This window comes from Shewanella sp. (assembly GCF_048265805.1).
Classification (GTDB): domain Bacteria; phylum Pseudomonadota; class Gammaproteobacteria; order Enterobacterales; family Shewanellaceae; genus Shewanella.
Genome location: NZ_JBLXAT010000013.1, coordinates 101,166 through 116,898, shown reverse-complemented (window position 1 = coordinate 116,898; position 15,733 = coordinate 101,166). Strand labels below are relative to the sequence as shown.

At 42.5% G+C, this 15,733-nt stretch carries 15 protein-coding genes; 9 read left to right on the top strand and 6 right to left on the bottom strand.

The genetic code is table 11. From position 1 onward, the window contains the following. Positions 1 to 976: IS5 family transposase (locus ACN0TT_RS11180; RefSeq protein WP_417762231.1), on the bottom strand; the 976-nt coding region annotated here is incomplete at its 3' end. On the opposite strand from ACN0TT_RS11180, the gene ACN0TT_RS11175 reads away from it, so the two are divergent. From ACN0TT_RS11175 to ACN0TT_RS11155, 5 genes are all read left to right on the top strand, one after another. Next, positions 968 to 1,261 (top strand): hypothetical protein, encoded by a 294-nt coding sequence (locus ACN0TT_RS11175; protein ID WP_417762230.1) that lies wholly within the window; start codon positions 968 to 970, stop codon positions 1,259 to 1,261. The genes ACN0TT_RS11180 and ACN0TT_RS11175 overlap by 9 nt on opposite strands. A 73-nt stretch (positions 1,262 to 1,334) precedes the next feature. Then, positions 1,335 to 2,423, top strand: a complete 1,089-nt coding sequence (locus ACN0TT_RS11170) for a hypothetical protein (protein WP_417762229.1) — start codon at positions 1,335 to 1,337, stop codon at positions 2,421 to 2,423. Between the two features lie 145 nt (positions 2,424 to 2,568). Beyond that, positions 2,569 to 2,805: an AlpA family phage regulatory protein gene (locus ACN0TT_RS11165; protein ID WP_417762228.1), complete on the top strand. Its 237-nt coding sequence runs from the start codon at positions 2,569 to 2,571 to the stop codon at positions 2,803 to 2,805. A gap of 82 nt (positions 2,806 to 2,887) precedes the next feature. Further along, a complete protein-coding gene (locus ACN0TT_RS11160) occupies positions 2,888 to 4,318 on the top strand; it encodes a YfjI family protein (RefSeq protein ID WP_417762227.1) in 1,431 nt (476 codons plus the stop codon). A gap of 231 nt (positions 4,319 to 4,549) precedes the next feature. Then, entirely contained in the window at positions 4,550 to 5,215 is a 666-nt protein-coding gene (locus tag ACN0TT_RS11155; protein ID WP_417762226.1) for an inovirus Gp2 family protein, read from the top strand. Positions 5,216 to 5,292: 77 nt separating this feature from the next. Here the strand turns inward: ACN0TT_RS11155 and ACN0TT_RS11150 are convergent, their stop codons facing one another. From ACN0TT_RS11150 to radC, 5 genes are all read right to left on the bottom strand, one after another. Beyond that, on the bottom strand, positions 5,293 to 6,018 hold the full coding sequence (locus tag ACN0TT_RS11150; protein WP_417762225.1) for a lecithin retinol acyltransferase family protein: 726 nt from the start codon (positions 6,016 to 6,018) through the stop codon (positions 5,293 to 5,295). Positions 6,019 to 6,091: 73 nt separating this feature from the next. Further along, the gene (locus ACN0TT_RS11145; RefSeq protein WP_417762224.1) at positions 6,092 to 6,652 is read right to left on the bottom strand and encodes a site-specific integrase; all 561 of its coding nucleotides are present in this window, start codon (positions 6,650 to 6,652) and stop codon (positions 6,092 to 6,094) included. A gap of 108 nt (positions 6,653 to 6,760) precedes the next feature. Further along, positions 6,761 to 7,165: a DUF2787 domain-containing protein gene (locus tag ACN0TT_RS11140; RefSeq protein WP_417762223.1), complete on the bottom strand. Its 405-nt coding sequence runs from the start codon at positions 7,163 to 7,165 to the stop codon at positions 6,761 to 6,763. 80 nt (positions 7,166 to 7,245) lie between these two features. Continuing rightward, entirely contained in the window at positions 7,246 to 7,608 is a 363-nt protein-coding gene (locus tag ACN0TT_RS11135) for a hypothetical protein (RefSeq protein WP_417762222.1), read from the bottom strand. 45 nt (positions 7,609 to 7,653) lie between these two features. Continuing rightward, positions 7,654 to 8,145 carry a RadC family protein gene (gene radC / locus ACN0TT_RS11130; protein WP_417762221.1) on the bottom strand — a complete coding sequence of 164 codons (492 nt, stop codon included), beginning with the start codon at positions 8,143 to 8,145 and terminating at the stop codon, positions 7,654 to 7,656. Between the two features lie 348 nt (positions 8,146 to 8,493). On the opposite strand from radC, the gene ACN0TT_RS11125 reads away from it, so the two are divergent. Genes ACN0TT_RS11125 through ACN0TT_RS11110 form a run of 4 tightly spaced genes read left to right on the top strand, consistent with a single transcriptional unit; the run spans position 8,494 to position 15,704 of the window. Continuing rightward, positions 8,494 to 9,990 carry an ATP-binding protein gene (locus ACN0TT_RS11125; protein ID WP_417762220.1) on the top strand — a complete coding sequence of 499 codons (1,497 nt, stop codon included), beginning with the start codon at positions 8,494 to 8,496 and terminating at the stop codon, positions 9,988 to 9,990. Next, positions 9,987 to 12,692: a Z1 domain-containing protein gene (locus ACN0TT_RS11120; RefSeq protein ID WP_417762219.1), complete on the top strand. Its 2,706-nt coding sequence runs from the start codon at positions 9,987 to 9,989 to the stop codon at positions 12,690 to 12,692. The genes ACN0TT_RS11125 and ACN0TT_RS11120 overlap by 4 nt, the downstream gene beginning before the upstream one ends. Further along, a complete protein-coding gene (locus tag ACN0TT_RS11115; protein ID WP_417762218.1) occupies positions 12,685 to 13,641 on the top strand; it encodes a PD-(D/E)XK motif protein in 957 nt (318 codons plus the stop codon). The genes ACN0TT_RS11120 and ACN0TT_RS11115 overlap by 8 nt, the downstream gene beginning before the upstream one ends. Further along, positions 13,638 to 15,704: an AIPR family protein gene (locus tag ACN0TT_RS11110; protein WP_417762217.1), complete on the top strand. Its 2,067-nt coding sequence runs from the start codon at positions 13,638 to 13,640 to the stop codon at positions 15,702 to 15,704. Before ACN0TT_RS11115 ends, ACN0TT_RS11110 begins: the two co-directional genes overlap by 4 nt. Positions 15,705 to 15,733 lie beyond the last annotated feature (29 nt).

Genomic DNA, 15,733 nt, shown 5'->3' with positions numbered 1-15,733 from the left:
TAGATCTCGCCTGTGCCCGTATCAATTGGTCAACTCGAACCAGGTTCGCCAGGGTGAATAACATCGCCAGTTGACTGTCATTTTTAGCCAGCCCCTTGTACCTGGCTTTGACGAAACCAAACTGACATTTTACTATCCGAAATGGATGCTCAACCTTCGCTCGGATACTCGCTTTCAGGTATTCGTAACGGATGGCCAGCTTGTTCTTGCGCGGGTGTTGCTTCAATGCATTCACTTTGCCGGGACGCTTGGCGATAAGCCAGTCTGCGCTGACATCGCTGAGCTCATCGCGCTTTTCGGCCCCCTGATAACCAGCATCGGCTGAGATAAATTCTTCATCGCCATGCAGTAACTTGCCAACCTGATTGAGGTCGTGCTCGTTAGCCGCCGTGGTCACCAGACTGTGGGTCAGGCCACTTTTGGCGTCCACGCCAATGTGCGCTTTCATGCCGAAGTACCACTGGTTACCTTTCTTGGTCTGGTGCATGTCTTCATCACGGCTGTTGTGTTTGTTTTTGGTAGAGCTGGGGGCTTGAATGATGGTGGCATCCACCAAGGTGCCCTGGGTCATTAGAACGCCACACTCTGCTAGCCAGTGATTAACGGTACTGAAGATTTTGCGGGCCAGTTCATGCTGCTCCAGCAAATGCCGGAAATTCATGATGGTAGTGCGGTCTGGAATGGCTTTATCCAGTGACAGGCGAGCAAATTGGCGCATGGAGGCGATTTCATAGAGGGCATCTTCCATGGCCTCATCGCTCAGGTTGTACCAATGCTGCATGCAGTGAATGCGTAGCATGGTTTCCAGCGGATAAGGTCGCCGGCCACTACCAGCCTTGGGGTAAAACGGCTCGATGACTTCCACCATGTTTTGCCATGGCAGAATCTGCTCCATGCGGGACAAGAAAATCTCTTTTCTGGTCTGACGGCGCTTACTGCTGAATTCACTGTCGGCGAAGGTAAGTTGATGACTCATGATGAACCCTGTTCCATGGCTCCAGATGACAAACATGATCTCATATCAGGGACTTGTTCGCACCTTCCCTTAGAGTGGCTTCTTGATGGTTATGAAGCGCAACAGCGAAGTACTCTGCAACAGTGGATAGGATCAGATAATCAGAAAATTATATACCCCAAGGGCTCTCGAGAGTATGAGTCCCAGCAAATGATCAATCAAGTTGAACTGGTGATTGCGGAGGACGCCAGTATCAGAATATTGGGTTTTCCAGATGAAAACCTGATCAAAGTGTTAGAAAAATGACTATATGAATATTGCTATTCCTGCTATTTGTAGCGGGAATAGCTAGTGGATTGATATTAAAAGGATTTTACATATGGGAGAAATTGAAAAACTATCAGATTTGAAATTAAAATGCACAAAAGAGGATGTTCTTAGTTATCTTGTTCATGAACAAAAACCAATTTTAGTTAAGTTTCCTCCTAATAAAAATATTTGGTGTGTTTTGAAAGCACCGAATAAGTTACTTGACATAAAATATAAGGTATATAGGAGTGTCAAGGAAAAAATCAGGGATTCTGAAGTTGAAAATTCATTAAGTATATTTAAAGTTATTAAGTTAGAAAACATTGCTTATATCGAGCTTGACAGTCACATTGTTGTTAATAGTCTTGCGCGAGATGGGAATTTTTTTATTGAAGATTGCGAGTTGTTAGTTGTTTATAAAGATGATGGCTCTTTTTTTAAGTTTGGAGTGGCTGCTGTAAAGTCACTATTTAAGAATAATTTGAACGGCAATAAAAAGAAACTCAATATTTTTGAAATAGACCTTGATGATCCGATACTGCTTTTTGCATCAGTTTCAGAGTTTTTACTGGTAAATAAGTCAGTTGTTAGTATCCCTGCTAATAATTCAGCATTAGACTATTTGTCAAGTGTGGAAATTAATTACGATTCAATTTTCGTTTATTATAGTGATATCAAAAGCCTTGTTGTAGAAGAACTTGATCAAATTCCTATTGATAGCCCTTACTTTATTTCTCCATATTTAAGAGATCTTACTGAACTTGATAGTTTAGCGCTAATTGGCCATAGGATATTTGGTGAGGATTTATCTGAATGTGTTAAAACGAAAGATTTGCAGAAAATCATCGAAAATGAACTTGGATTTAGCAACTCCAAAACCGAATCTGCTGCATTTTTCTTAATACCTAATCCTCGTCAGAATGCGAAAATTGCGCAGACGGAATCTTGTGAAAAATACAATTACAGTGAAATCCCAAATGATTTAGTTCCTAAGTGCCAATTCCCATATTTAGTGGAAGCGGTAAGAATTGATCATAGCCCTACTGCACATGAGAAAAAATTAAAATGTTCTGGAAGAGAGTTTCTCTGTGGAGCTGGATTTTCAGATGAAAAACTTGGACATGCTTTAATGTTCATAAAAGAAATATCAAAAAATTAGCTGGAGCAGGTAAGTTATTGAAAATGATACAGCTTATCCATAAACATGTTATCACTTGGAGCAAAAGAGGACATTTTGCTCCCTGGTATCCTGCCTAGGCCTTCCGTAACTTCGCCTCCAACAACTCAGCAAAGAGAGGCGATTTATGAGTAGCTTTAACACCAACCTTTCCATCATCAGACTGAAGACTCTAATTGAGCTAACCGGTCTGTCACGTTCCAGTATCTACGAAAAGCTAAATCCCGATTCTCCTAGGTTCGATCCATCATTTCCCCAAAAGGTCTCCCTTGGGGCTAGGGCTGTTGGTTGGTACCAAGGGGAGGTCGAATCCTGGCTGAAGTCAATTCGAGTAAGTACTGATTCAGCACCAACTAATCAATGACATTAACCTAGGAGACGAAACTATGTTTAACGCAAACACCAGCCCAATACCAATCCCGACAGCACTAAGGAATCAATTCCCTATGTCGGACGGTAGACTTCCAGAGCTGCCGAATAGTGCTTTGCTCTCTAGAGCTATTGATGAGGCTAGGCAGATCACTAAGGCCCCAGATGGCATGATTGTACTTACAGCGCTTAGTGCGGTTTCCACTGCGCTACAAGGGGTAATTAATGTTGAGACACCTATTGGGCAGATTTGTCCAGTGTCACTAATGGCGTTGACGATTGCTGAGTCAGGCGAACGTAAATCTACCGTGCAAAACTTGTTTACACAGGGAATAAAGGAGTATCAAAAAAGCAGACAACAGCAATTTCAGCAAGCGTTGATTCAGTATGAGATTGAGCTTGAAGATTTTAAGGCACGAAAAAGACAGCTCAAGAGAAACGCCAGAAATGTAATTGACAATGACCCGTCTCAACTCGCGTCCGATTTACTCGCATGCGAGTTGGCTAAGCCAACGAAACCCATATCACCAAAGTTAACCTATGAGGACTGTACGATTGAGGCGTTGTTGGATGGGCTGAGTCGCAGTTCAGCAAACGCGTTTTTAACGACTAGTGAGGGCGCCGTGGTAATGAATAGCCGTGCCATGGCCAATACGTCATATATCAATTCATTGTGGAGTGGTGATGACATCAGCGTTGATCGGAAGTCTTTGGACTCCTTTACGCTCAGCGACGTGCGCTTATCTGTTCACATTATGTCGCAGCTATGTGTTGTTGAGCGGTTTCTTAAAGGTTCGAGGGATGATCCTCGTGGGACCGGCTTTTTAGCTAGGTTTTTAGTCTGTGCGCCATTTTCGACCTGTGGCAGTCGTCAAATCAGTGGAGTTCTTCATCCAAAAAATTCAATTAAGGAGTTCAATGAGAAGATAGTCTCACTGTTATCTAGCGTAAATGAAATGTCTGCTCCGCTAGCTAGAACTACAGTATGTTTTTCGGCTGAAGCTAAGGAGTGCTGGATTGGCATCTGCAATGACGTAGAGCGAAAAATGGCTGATGGCGGCATTTATGAGATGGCGCGCGATCATGCATCAAAGATACCGGAGAACGTTGCTAGACTCGCAGCACTCATCCACTTTTTTGAGTACCCACTAGATTCTGAAATCTCCAAGGATTCTCTCTGGCTTGCGACTGAGTTGGTGAGTTATTTCTCCTGGCATTTTATGCGGCTTTTCTGCGGACCGTCTGAAGACGAACGTAATGCTGAACAGCTTGGAATATGGCTACAAACTCAAGTGAATTTGGGACGTCGTTATATAAAAAGAAATCACATTTTGCAATATGGTCCGAACTGTATCCGGAAAAAAGATAAGTTTGATAGAGCTTTTTATACGCTATCACAGTCATGGAATTTGGTTGAAATGCCATTCAAAAATACTAAGGTGATAGATCTACAGTGTAGTCGTGGGCCTGATCCAATTAGATTGGAGTTTGAAATTAACAAATCATAGTCTCACCTAATTTAAGAGTTGGTTTTAGGTCGTTTAAGTGACAATTTCCTTTATTGCACTTTGTTTTTTAGTGAGAATGTCGAAATTTAATTTAGGTTAATAATATTATTAAGTTCGTCCTTAGTCATGAATTTAATTCTCAATACAAACAAGTCTATGTGTTGCTAGATTGTCATATCATTTATAAATGGAGGTTGTTTTTATGTTTCGTTTAGTGTGGATGGTTTTTCTATGAATCATTCTGATTTATTTGAAGGGATTAAAATTATGAAGTTCAAGAATGGAGCATATTACGATTATCTGCGAAGTAATTTTGACTTAATAAAATATGTTATTAGTTTATATCCAAAAGTATTTGCTGTGAGAGTTGATTTACGATTGTTTGATGGGATATCGGTAGCTGATAATTCAGTGATGACTAGGTTTATCGAATCATTAAAGGCTCAAGTTGAGGCGGACTATTTATCTAAAAAAAAGGAGGCTAAAGGCGTTGTTCATAAAAGTGATGTGTTTTACATCTGGGTTCGTGAGCAGGGACAAGATGACAAGGTTCACTATCATGCTTGCCTGTTTTTTAATGGTAATGCCTACAGTTCATTAGGCAGCTATGAATTGGAACGTAACAACCTGTATAACCGTATTCATAAAGCCTGGGCAAGTGCGTTGCAAAAACTGTGTTACTGGCAGGAACGTATTGATGTATATGATGTTCATGGGACTATACATTTCCCGTCGAATGGCTGTTATAGACTGAATCGTAAGGATGTGGGGATTGAACAGCAGTTTGAGAAGTTAGTCTATCGGTTAAGTTACTTCGCCAAAGTTGACACTAAGTATTTTGGTTCCAGAGTTCGCCATTATGGCTGTAGTCGATTTCCCCGAAACCTGCCGGATTGACTTGGTCAATCGTAATGCATTTAGTGTACATACTGGGTCCCATTGCCCAGTATGCGGTTATCCTGACTTGTTTATCGCTAGTATTTCAACCACAGCCAAAGGTCTTTGCCGATATCTGCCACGGCGACAATTCCATCACCCACCACTTTAATCGGCGTGACCACGGTTGCCTCTACTGCAGTAACTGCTGCACCGGTTACCAGAGAGCCCGCTGCTTTACCGTATTTCCCATCTCGAATATGGTTGGCCGACGTCGATAGCGTGTCACTGGTCCCATTTATCAAGGTCTCAATCGGCTTGGTGACCATATCGCCAGGAGTACCCAGAATCGTATTTACTGAATCGGGTAGCCCAATACGTTCACCAATCATTTTGGCTGCGGTAGAGGCAAGAGCGATGTTTGCGCTGCTGCCTTGTGCGATTCGTTTAGCACTGAGCCCCAGCAATCCCGCCCTAGCGGATACCTGCATCGTTAAGTGCACACTGTCGCTGACTTGAGCTGAGCGGTAATTTTCATCAATACACCAATTAACGAAATGTTCGCAGTTGCTGTTGAGTAGGAGATAGGATTGATAACCCAGTAAGCTTTTGGCTCGCTCAATTGCACTATCTCTATCATATGCAATCGCTCTACGGCGGACCTTCGCGCCTTCAGCAAACTCAGCCAAAGTAACCTGTTCAACCACGCCGTCCTTGCGCTGATGGATAACCTGGTTATGGCCGACACAAAGGCCGTGATGTTGTGTGAGACCTAGCGGGTCGATATTGGTGACTAGATGATCACCGGCTTTAAATTTCTTCATAGTAAACTCCAAATAAAAAAGAGAGCAGCGCCCGGTCAGGCAACTGCTCTCAAGTGAGGGATTAGTGAAGGGGTTAGATTTCTAACTCAACAAAGTCCTTATCGATTTGCTGCTGAGTAATGCCGATGTAGCGCAGGGTAACTGCCTCAGAGCCGTGCCTGAGCATGCGCATCACCCGGCCAATATCCTTGCAGGACTGATACAAGTGATAACCGCGGGTCTTACGCATTGAGTGGGTTCCTAATGCGAGCTTGATGTCTTCACCGACGAAGGCAAAGGCTTTGGTCACGGCGCGACGACTGAGCGGCTTAGGCGCTGCATGTTGCATCTGTTGGCTACGGTAGGACTGAAACAGATAGATGTGGTCGGGATGACGCTGGCGGATCGCCTCAATCAACGCCTTGGTTTTGTCATTGAGGATGATGCTGGCACGTTTACCGGTCTTCTGCTCGATAATGGTTAAACGGTCGCCGTCGATGTCGCTGAACTTAATCGCGAGCAGATCGGATATTCGTAGCGCCAGGTTAAGCCCGATATTCCACACATCGGCCATCTGCGGACCGAAGTGACGTTCGAGCAGGTAACTGATAAGCTTGATGGTGTCGCGGCTTTTGACCGCTTCGACTTCTTTCATTCGTGGTTCCCTCTTTTTGCTATAGCGCGAATGTGGGAACCGACCTCACGCAAACCCGCATGGGGCCTAAGTTTGCTGGTGCCCACAATACCTTTTTGAGAACCAGAATTAGTCAGTCGTGACTTGCACCTGGTAAACCTCCATCTCGACGTAACTGCAGAAGTTCTCCACCAGCAGCCGTACCAGGCTGTCAGCATCGCGTAGGTAACAACGGCCAAAGAAGCTGTTGTAAACCAACTTCTCCTGAAACAGCACATCCATCTCTTTCTCAAGCTCAGGGAAGGGACCACCACAGTAAGCAAAGTCGGTCATGTAGTTGAGCTGCCAACTATCGCCTTGCCTAAATAGGTTGATTTCCACCGGGTGATAGCCGCCATCTTCGGCGCTGTAATCGGGATCACGATAATTGAGGGTGACGATGTTGTTGTGTGGGGCTACGGTCGCCAGTTGTTGTTCTAGCAACTCGTAAAAGTGCTCTGGCAGGCCGAGAGCGGTTTCGCGGGCAATGTTCATAATGGTCTCCAAAATGTAAAAAAAGCCCGCAGGTCAGAGACGCTACGGGCAAGGGGAATGTTCGGTTTAACGGGGTAATGCTAGGTGTGGCAACTCCACTGCGGATGGATGTTGTCGCCATGGTTGTAGTAGATGCCATTGAGGATCATCAACCATTCACCATGTGGTGTACCGTATTGATCGCAGTGTTTGAGGTAGCGGCAAAAGCCAATCTCTTTGGGAAGATGCTCTACCATGTCGCGCCTGCAGACGTACAACACGGTCTTACGTAATGACTTGGGTGGTTCTACTTCTGCTGGACCTATGATCCGGCCTTGTTCGTTTAGCGGACGTTCAAAGATCTGCAGTGTTAACTCCAGGCTTAAGCGCTTCAATAAATCAGGAAAGGCTGAGCATGCTTCAGCGACTGCAGCTTGAGAAAAGCTGTCGGTAAATTCAATCATGATGCACTCCAAAACAAAGAAGGGCTGCCTTACTTGGGCAGCCCTTTATGCCGGTATTACGGGAGAAAGCCAGCCACGTTCGGCAAAGGAGACACACTCATCGCCGACAACGATATGGTCCAGTACCGGTACATCGATAGTCGCCAGCGCAGCCACTAACCGTTCGGTAATGCGGCGGTCCGCCATTGAAGGCTCCGCACAGCCTGATGGATGGTTATGTGCGAAGATCACCGCACCAGCGTTACACAGCAGCACAGCCTTCACCACTTCACGCGGATAGACACTCGCCGCATCAATGGTGCCGAAGAACATTTCGTTGAATTCAATCAGCCGATGCTGACTATCCAGCATCATTACGGCGAATACTTCGCGCTCATGCTGGTGGAGTTTAAAACGCAGAAAATCACGAGTGGCATTAGGGTTACAAAAAGCATCACCACGAACAAAGCGTTCTGCAACGATGCCTGCGGCGGTTTCAAGAATTTGGGCTGAGGTTTGCGACCAACTGTCGCTGGGAAGGGTAATCACTTTGTGCATAGGTCCTCCTAAGGTTGCTAAGTCTGGTATATGCACAGTGGTGATATATATATGAAAAATAATGGAAATAATAAGATGTGTTAGAAACAGCACAAGCAGCGAGCGTGAGTCAATCACGCAGTACGCTCATCATAAAAACCATCGAAATAAAATAAGTCATTTGCAACACACCTATGACTTGAGCACTACAACGATTTTGAAAATTGCCAGTAACAAATATCCATACGACGGGAAAATGATTGTAACTCACAGATTAGTTGAAATATTAACCGTTAATTATTGGTCGAGTTTCGTAATGGTGATAGGGTAATAGCGAATGTGTTGATGACTCAAATGTGATTGATGTGTATGACCTTTAGTAAAAAAAATGGTGTTCGACACGTCGATGCTACACCTTACGCCTCGTCCCTCATTGAGGGGCATAGAGACTTTGGTTACAGTCTTAAAACTGCTTTGGCTGATATTATAGATAATTCGATTTCTGCTGGTGCAGATCGAGTTCGTCTCTTGGTTGATACTATCTCAAATTCTCCATCGGTTGTTATCGCTGATAATGGCTGTGGCATGAGCGAAAGTGGATTAGTTGATGCGATGAGATTAGGGAGTAAAAATCCCACGTTTGATAGGTTACCTTCTGAACTCGGTAGATTTGGTTTAGGCCTCAAAAGCGCGAGTTTTTCTCAATGTCGATCGCTTACGGTTTTAAGCCGGCAGGATGGAATTACATCATGCGCTCGCTGGGATTTAGATCTAGTGGCGAACACAAACGCTTGGACATTAGAGCTTATTGAAGATTATGAAAACGAGTTAGGTTACGACTTACTCGAAGAGACTGGAACGGTTGTTGTTTGGAAGAAATTAGATCGTCTCACTGGAGAAATCGATAGTTCGTCAAAAACAACTGAGCATATGAATGCAGAATTCTCTATTGCTGAGAGACACTTAAGGATTACTTTTCATCGATTTCTAGAAACGGGCAAGCCTCAAATTCAAATAAGTATCAATAACCGACAATTAACTCCGTTAGATCCGATGGCTTCCTCTCATCCATCTACTCAGAAGGACCCTGACGATAACATCCGCCTATCTAATGGCGATGTTCTTATCCGTAGTTATACGATTCCGCACTACAAAAAAATGACTCAACTGGAATGGGATGAGCTTGGTGGGCCAGAAGGTCATTTAAAATCCCAAGGGCTATACATCTATCGTGAAAATAGATTAATTATTTCAGGGAGCTGGTTGGGGCTTGCTAAGCAAACTGAACTGACGAAATTAAGTCGAATAGCCATCGATATACCTAATACGATGGACGCTCAATGGAAAATTGATGTTAAAAAATCTTCGGCGCAGCTTCCACAGCTCGTTAGAGAGCGACTCAAGCGAATCCTAGAGCGTTTTGTTGGTTCCTCGAAAAGAACATATCGAAGCAGAGGCCAAAGATTAGTAGAAGGAACAATGCATCCTATTTGGAACCGAGTTCAAGTCGATGGTCGTATACACTTCAAACCCAATTCAGAACACCCGGTATTTCAAGTTTATTTAAATTGTTTACCAAATGAATTACAAGCTGGGTTCGAGCGATGTATCAGATTGCTAGGAGCTGGTTTACCCATTGATGCGCTTCATGCTGAGCTGGTGGGCAACGCAGAATCAATAGTTGCTATGCAGACATCTGAATCAGACTTAAACCAAGTCGTTATTGACCTAACCGATGCGTTGCTTGTTAGTAATGTTAGTCCGGACAGAATTAAGGATGTACTTCAAAATTATCCACTACTGCAATCAAACTGGGACGTCTCGGAGAGATTAGTTTCAAATTATCTCAAGGAAAAAGGCTTATGAGTAGCAAGCAGCAAGTATTAGATATGGTCGAAGCAGGACTATTCAATCAACCTCGTAAATCGGAGGATGATCTAAGAAATCTGGTTAAGAGCGTTGCCTGCATAGTAGATAATACTATAAGTGACTTAGTGATAGAGGATATCGCTCGTGAAATAGAGTCAAAACAGGGGATTAAAATTGGTCTCGGTGCGATAGTTGATGGTGCCAAGTTTAAACCTTGGCTAGATGATGTAAAACCGGAAATAGACCCGTTTTATTGGAAACGATATGAAAAGCTACTACTAAAAAATGGATTGCCGAGAGATGTTATTACTGGAACCGATATCGTTACAGACAAGATACTTGGGAGGTTAGGAAATCCTAAAGAATACTTCCCGTGGGATCGTCGAGGTATGGTTGTTGGTCATGTGCAAAGTGGTAAGACCCTGAATTATACAAGTTTGATATGTAAGGCTGCAGATGCTGGATATCGCCTTATTATTGTTGTTGCTGGCATACATAATAACTTAAGAAATCAAACTCAAATTCGAATCGATGAAGGCTTCATTGGTCGAGATACAGGAAAAAGCTCAGATAAAAAAAATGGAAATGCTAAGCATGTTATTGGAGTTGGACATTTTGATTCGAATAGAACTCCAGTTAGTCTGACTAATACTTCAAGGGATTTCAATAAGCCTACTGCATCAACCAATACCAGTGAAATTGACTCATATCGAGTGCCTGTTGTCCTCGTTATTAAAAAAAACCATCGAACTTTAGAAAATCTTCTTGAATGGCTTAAAGACAATAGTGCTCGTGGTGATAGAGAAATGATCGATCAGCCGATGTTGCTTATTGATGATGAGGCTGATAACGCATCGATCAATACCAAATATAGCGACAAGCTTGTTACTAAGATAAATGGGCAAATACGTGACCTCCTCAAAATGTTTCATCGAAGTTGCTATGTGGGATATACCGCAACTCCGTTTGCAAATATTTTCATTGATCCTGATGAAAACCACGATGTTTACAAAGAAGATCTATTTCCTAAAGATTTTATTATAGGTCTCGATGCGCCAACTAATTACTTTGGCCCTAAGAAAATTTTTATTGATGGTCTGCCAGATGACGAAGAACCAATCTGGTTAAGGAGTATCTATGATAATGAAGACCTTCTACCGATAAAGCATCAGATTGATCACGAGATTCCTCAGTTACCAGGTACGTTGATGTTTGCATTGCGTACTTTTCTTTTATCTAGAGCTATTAGAAATCTAAGAGGTCAATCCAGTTCTCACTGCTCAATGTTAGTTAATGCTAGTCGTTTCACTCGAGTGCAGAGTCAACTTAAAAACCGACTGCATGAAAACTTAGAAAAGATTCAAAACGCGTTAAGGATAAATTCATCTTCAATCAATGCCTTGAAAGACCCTGAAATCAAAGCGTTGTTTGATGTATGGGAGGTTGAATTTAAAGATACTGAGTTTAGTTGGGGCGAGATACAAGAAACTATTTTTGATGGCATAGCTTCAGCAAAGGTTGTTGAAGTTAACAGTAGAGCTAATGGGTTAGATTACTCAGATACAGGGAATAGGGGGCAAACTGTTATAGCTGTCGGGGGATTTTCACTCTCTCGAGGTTTGACTCTTGAGGGGCTTACCGTTACATGGTTCCTGCGCAATACAATGATGTACGATACCTTAATGCAGATGGGCCGATGGTTTGGTTATCGAGATAAATATGAAGACTTGTGTCGAATTTGGATGCCTGATGAAGCAATAGAGTGGTACTCCTTTATTGCCAACGCAACTGAAGAATTACATGAGGAAATAAAAACAATGGAGCAGGCAAGAGCTACCCCTGAGGATTTTGGTCTTGCAGTACGCAGTCATCCAGCATCATTGTTAGTTACTGCAAAAAATAAGATGGGATCAGGTTGCGAAGTTACCACACTTGTTGGTCTTTCTAATCAATTTATTGAAACTGCAAAGGTCAGTATCGATTCTAAAGAATTGAATGCGAATCTAGCTATAGCTAAAAAGCTTATTTTTAATTTGGAAAAAGCCGCTTTCAAGATCAAAGATACTCAATGGGGATTATTATTGAGTGATGTTCCGATTCAATATATTGATGAGTTCCTCGCTGGTTGGAGCAATACACCTGAGAGTGTGATTACTGAAACTACGCCGGTAAGAAGCTATCTAAGCGCCCGAAAAGAAGATGAACTAGCTCTGTGGGACTTGCTCATCCCAAGTCTACAAAAAGGAGATGTAGATGATACGCTAGGGGTTGATATTATCCCTACCAACCGGTCGATTAATCTTGATGACTTGAAAGATGGGTATATGTCCTTTAGTGGAAAAAAAATGAGAATTGCATCTAGAGGTATCGAAAAAGCGGGTGTAGATCCAATTAAGGCGCAAGTTGCTGAAGATTCTTATGACAAGAATGGTAACTACCCAGACTCTATTTATAGACAAGTAAGAGATAAGCCGTTATTTATTTTGCATTTTGTTAAACCAATGGCTCCAAAAGGTAAAGAAGGTGATACTAGAGTTTCTTTAATCCCAACTCTCCCTGTTGTCGCTTGGGGGATTAGTCTGCCTGTTTCAAAAAAAGCATCTGAGAAAGTTGCCTATATTGTTAATACACAGCGATACAAAGAGCTTTATGGTGAAGATGATATTGATGAAGAATATGAGGCTGAATTGAATGGATAACTCACCATGGAAGGACTTAGATCTGAGTAATGCAAGAAGGGTGAATAATAACGGCCAATTTGATTTTTTTTGGGTGGTTGTTGAGGGAGGATTTCTTGGGCTAATGCTTAGACTTCCTATCGAACCAATAGATAAGCCGAAGCTTCCCGAGCTCAAAAACCTCATCGCGAACTTTAGGATAATATCGGAACGCTGGGCATTCGTGCTCGCTCTTAAAGAGAGTAGACAAGCGGAACTTTTTGAAACCCTCTGCAGGGATGTTGTTGAAGCCGCGGAAAAGGCTTCTAATTCTGACGACGCTCTTTTAAGAGCGATTCAACGAACTAAAAGGTGGCATCATCTTTTACGTTCAGGCCATTCAGAAGGTCTTTCTGTTGAGGAGCAGCGAGGTTTGATCGGTGAACTAGCTCTTCTTCGAGAACTAGCAGCTAGCTTTGGGGCAGAAATGGCGATTGAAGCTTGGAAAGGGCCATCAGGCGCTCCTAAAGACTTTGAGCTAATTGGGTGTTGTATTGAAGTTAAAACTCGGAGAACTGCTGCATTACCGTCTATTTCTATATCATCGGCAGATCAATTAGCTGATTGTGATGGTGGACGTTTATTCCTGAATGTTACTAATGTGGAGTCTGAAATCATACCTGAGGGGATGACATTACACGATTATGTAGCGTTAACAGATACTTTATTTCAGGAAGACCTTAACACTTATAAGAAGTGGGAAGATGCTATTTATTCGACAGGTTATGACCCATTAAATAAGTACGATGATCGCCGTTGGCTGATTAGAAGTACCTCTTACTATGAAGTAGTTGAAGGGTTCCCTCGTGTTAATAGTCCGTTACCACAAGGCGTGCAGAACGTAAGATATTCCATTTCTTTAGACGCTTGTGAGCCTTTTAAGCTAGGCGATAACACAGTTCACTATCTTCGAGAGTTTTTATCGATATGACAGAGCTAGTAGATTTCAACCTTCAATTTACTGCCGATATACAAGGTGATGCCGATGCCTTGGGCTTGGTAACGGTTGAGGCATTTTTTGAAAAAGTGGGTGATTTATTGAGCGAGTCAGGCGAAATCGAAAGCGCCAATCGAGCTTTTTATGAAGGCACATATTCTCGTGGTTCAGCGCAAATAGATGGGTATGGCGGTGATCCAAGGGAAAATGAAGGAATATTGAGCCTGATACTCTGTGATTTTACCCTAGATAGAGATATTCGCCCTGTACATAAGGAGCATGTGCAACGTTTATCTCAGAAACTTTTAAGGTTTTTGAGCGCGAGTCTTGATGATCAGTTTCGGGGAAAGCTTGAAGAAACTAGTCCGGGCTTTGGTGTAGCTGATTTGATCAAAGCGACATGGCATAGCATTGAAAAAGTTAAATTAATTATAGTGACTAATGGAGACTACAGAGCTCGAACTGATGCTACTAGCTTTGAAGTTATTGATGAAAAGCCAGTCACATTGAGTGTCTGGGATATAAAGCGGCTGAAGCGCTTTATGGAACAAGGAATTGCAAGGGCTGATTCAGTTATTAATTTTGAAGACGATTTTGGTGGCGGTATTCCGGTACTAAAAGCATCAGGTGGAGCTGATGCTCTGGAGAGTTATTTAGCAGTTATTCCAGGGAAACAACTTGCTGAAATTTATGATAAATGGGGACCTAGGTTACTTGAAGCTAATGTAAGAAGTTTTCTCCAAGTTCGAGGGAAAGTGAATAAGGGCATTCGGGATACTATTCGGGATGAGCCGAGTATGTTTTTTTCTTATAACAACGGATTAAGTGCTACGGCTGATAGTATAGAAATAGTTAAAACTGATTCAGGCTATCAATTAGCCAGTGTAAATAATCTTCAAATAGTTAACGGTGGTCAAACAACCGCGTCACTATACGCGGCTAGCAAAACACTAAAAGAACAAATACAGCAAGTATTTGTCCAAATGAAGTTAACTATAACCCCAAAAGCATGCGCGGAAGAGGTTGTCCCTAGAATTTCTGAATATGCCAATAGTCAGAACAAGGTAAACGCTGCAGATTTTTTTGCTAACCATCCATTTCATATACGTATTGAGGAGTTGTCTCGCCGTATTTTAGCGCCTACAGGTATCGATAGTTATCGAGAAACGAAGTGGTTTTACGAGCGAGCTAGAGGCCAATATGCAGACGAAAGAAGCCGAAGAACTCAAACAGATCGCAAGAAGTTCGATGCTGAATATCCTCGGAGTCAGTTCTTTGTAAAGACAGATCTAGCGAAATATGAAAATACTTGGGCATGTCTACCGCATGTTGTGAGTCTAGGTGCACAAAAAAACTTTTCTGAATTTGCGAAGAATATTGGTAAAAATTGGGGGGCTGAGGGAACGAATTTTAACGAAATATGGTTTAAAAGGTTGATTGCAAAAGCGATCATATTTAGAACAACAGAAAAAATCGTCTCAAATGCTGAGTGGTACGAGGGAGGCTATCGAGCCAATATTGTTACTTATGCAATTGCGAAGCTTGTTAATGAAGCCAAGATTTTAGGTATGGTTATAGATCTTGACCTTATCTGGAAAATGCAATCGATACCAGAAGGCTTAAAAACATCCATTCTCTCGTCTGCGGCGCTGGCCCAAAAAGTTATAACTACCCCTCCAGACGGTATTAAAAACTGCAGTGAATGGGCAAAAAAGTTACTTTGTTGGCAAAGGGTTATGGAGATTGAATTACCAAGGTGTGATGCATTTATGGATGTCATTATTTCTTCAGAATTAGCGGATGAGAATGTTAGGGATGTGAAGGCTGACAATGCTTTAGAAAACTCACTCAATGTCGAGGTTGAGGTGTTTAACCTAGGCGCTAAGTTCTGGAGAGAGGCTACAAATTGGGCTAGGGAACGTGGAATGCTTACTCCTAAAGAAAACAGCATTATGGAAATTTGTTCAGCTATCCCCAGAAAAATTCCATCTCCCAAACAATGTGGAATTGCGTTTGAGGCGCTTATAAAGTTGCGGGCAGAAGGTTTTCACATGTAACAACTTTTCAAAATCTAAATACACTTTTA

What these genes read in the sequence shown, in the direction of transcription:
- ACN0TT_RS11175 (WP_417762230.1), top strand. Translation starts at nt 968, where the DNA reads ATGACTCATGATGAACCCTGTTCCATGGCTCCAGATGACAAACATGAT.
- ACN0TT_RS11170 (WP_417762229.1), top strand. Translation starts at nt 1,335, where the DNA reads ATGGGAGAAATTGAAAAACTATCAGATTTGAAATTAAAATGCACAAAA.
- ACN0TT_RS11165 (WP_417762228.1), top strand. Translation starts at nt 2,569, where the DNA reads ATGAGTAGCTTTAACACCAACCTTTCCATCATCAGACTGAAGACTCTA.
- ACN0TT_RS11160 (WP_417762227.1), top strand. Translation starts at nt 2,888, where the DNA reads ATGTCGGACGGTAGACTTCCAGAGCTGCCGAATAGTGCTTTGCTCTCT.
- ACN0TT_RS11155 (WP_417762226.1), top strand. Translation starts at nt 4,550, where the DNA reads ATGAATCATTCTGATTTATTTGAAGGGATTAAAATTATGAAGTTCAAG.
- ACN0TT_RS11150 (WP_417762225.1), bottom strand. Translation starts at nt 6,018, where the DNA reads ATGAAGAAATTTAAAGCCGGTGATCATCTAGTCACCAATATCGACCCG.
- ACN0TT_RS11145 (WP_417762224.1), bottom strand. Translation starts at nt 6,652, where the DNA reads ATGAAAGAAGTCGAAGCGGTCAAAAGCCGCGACACCATCAAGCTTATC.
- ACN0TT_RS11140 (WP_417762223.1), bottom strand. Translation starts at nt 7,165, where the DNA reads ATGAACATTGCCCGCGAAACCGCTCTCGGCCTGCCAGAGCACTTTTAC.
- ACN0TT_RS11135 (WP_417762222.1), bottom strand. Translation starts at nt 7,608, where the DNA reads ATGATTGAATTTACCGACAGCTTTTCTCAAGCTGCAGTCGCTGAAGCA.
- radC (WP_417762221.1), bottom strand. Translation starts at nt 8,145, where the DNA reads ATGCACAAAGTGATTACCCTTCCCAGCGACAGTTGGTCGCAAACCTCA.
- ACN0TT_RS11125 (WP_417762220.1), top strand. Translation starts at nt 8,494, where the DNA reads ATGACCTTTAGTAAAAAAAATGGTGTTCGACACGTCGATGCTACACCT.
- ACN0TT_RS11120 (WP_417762219.1), top strand. Translation starts at nt 9,987, where the DNA reads ATGAGTAGCAAGCAGCAAGTATTAGATATGGTCGAAGCAGGACTATTC.
- ACN0TT_RS11115 (WP_417762218.1), top strand. Translation starts at nt 12,685, where the DNA reads ATGGATAACTCACCATGGAAGGACTTAGATCTGAGTAATGCAAGAAGG.
- ACN0TT_RS11110 (WP_417762217.1), top strand. Translation starts at nt 13,638, where the DNA reads ATGACAGAGCTAGTAGATTTCAACCTTCAATTTACTGCCGATATACAA.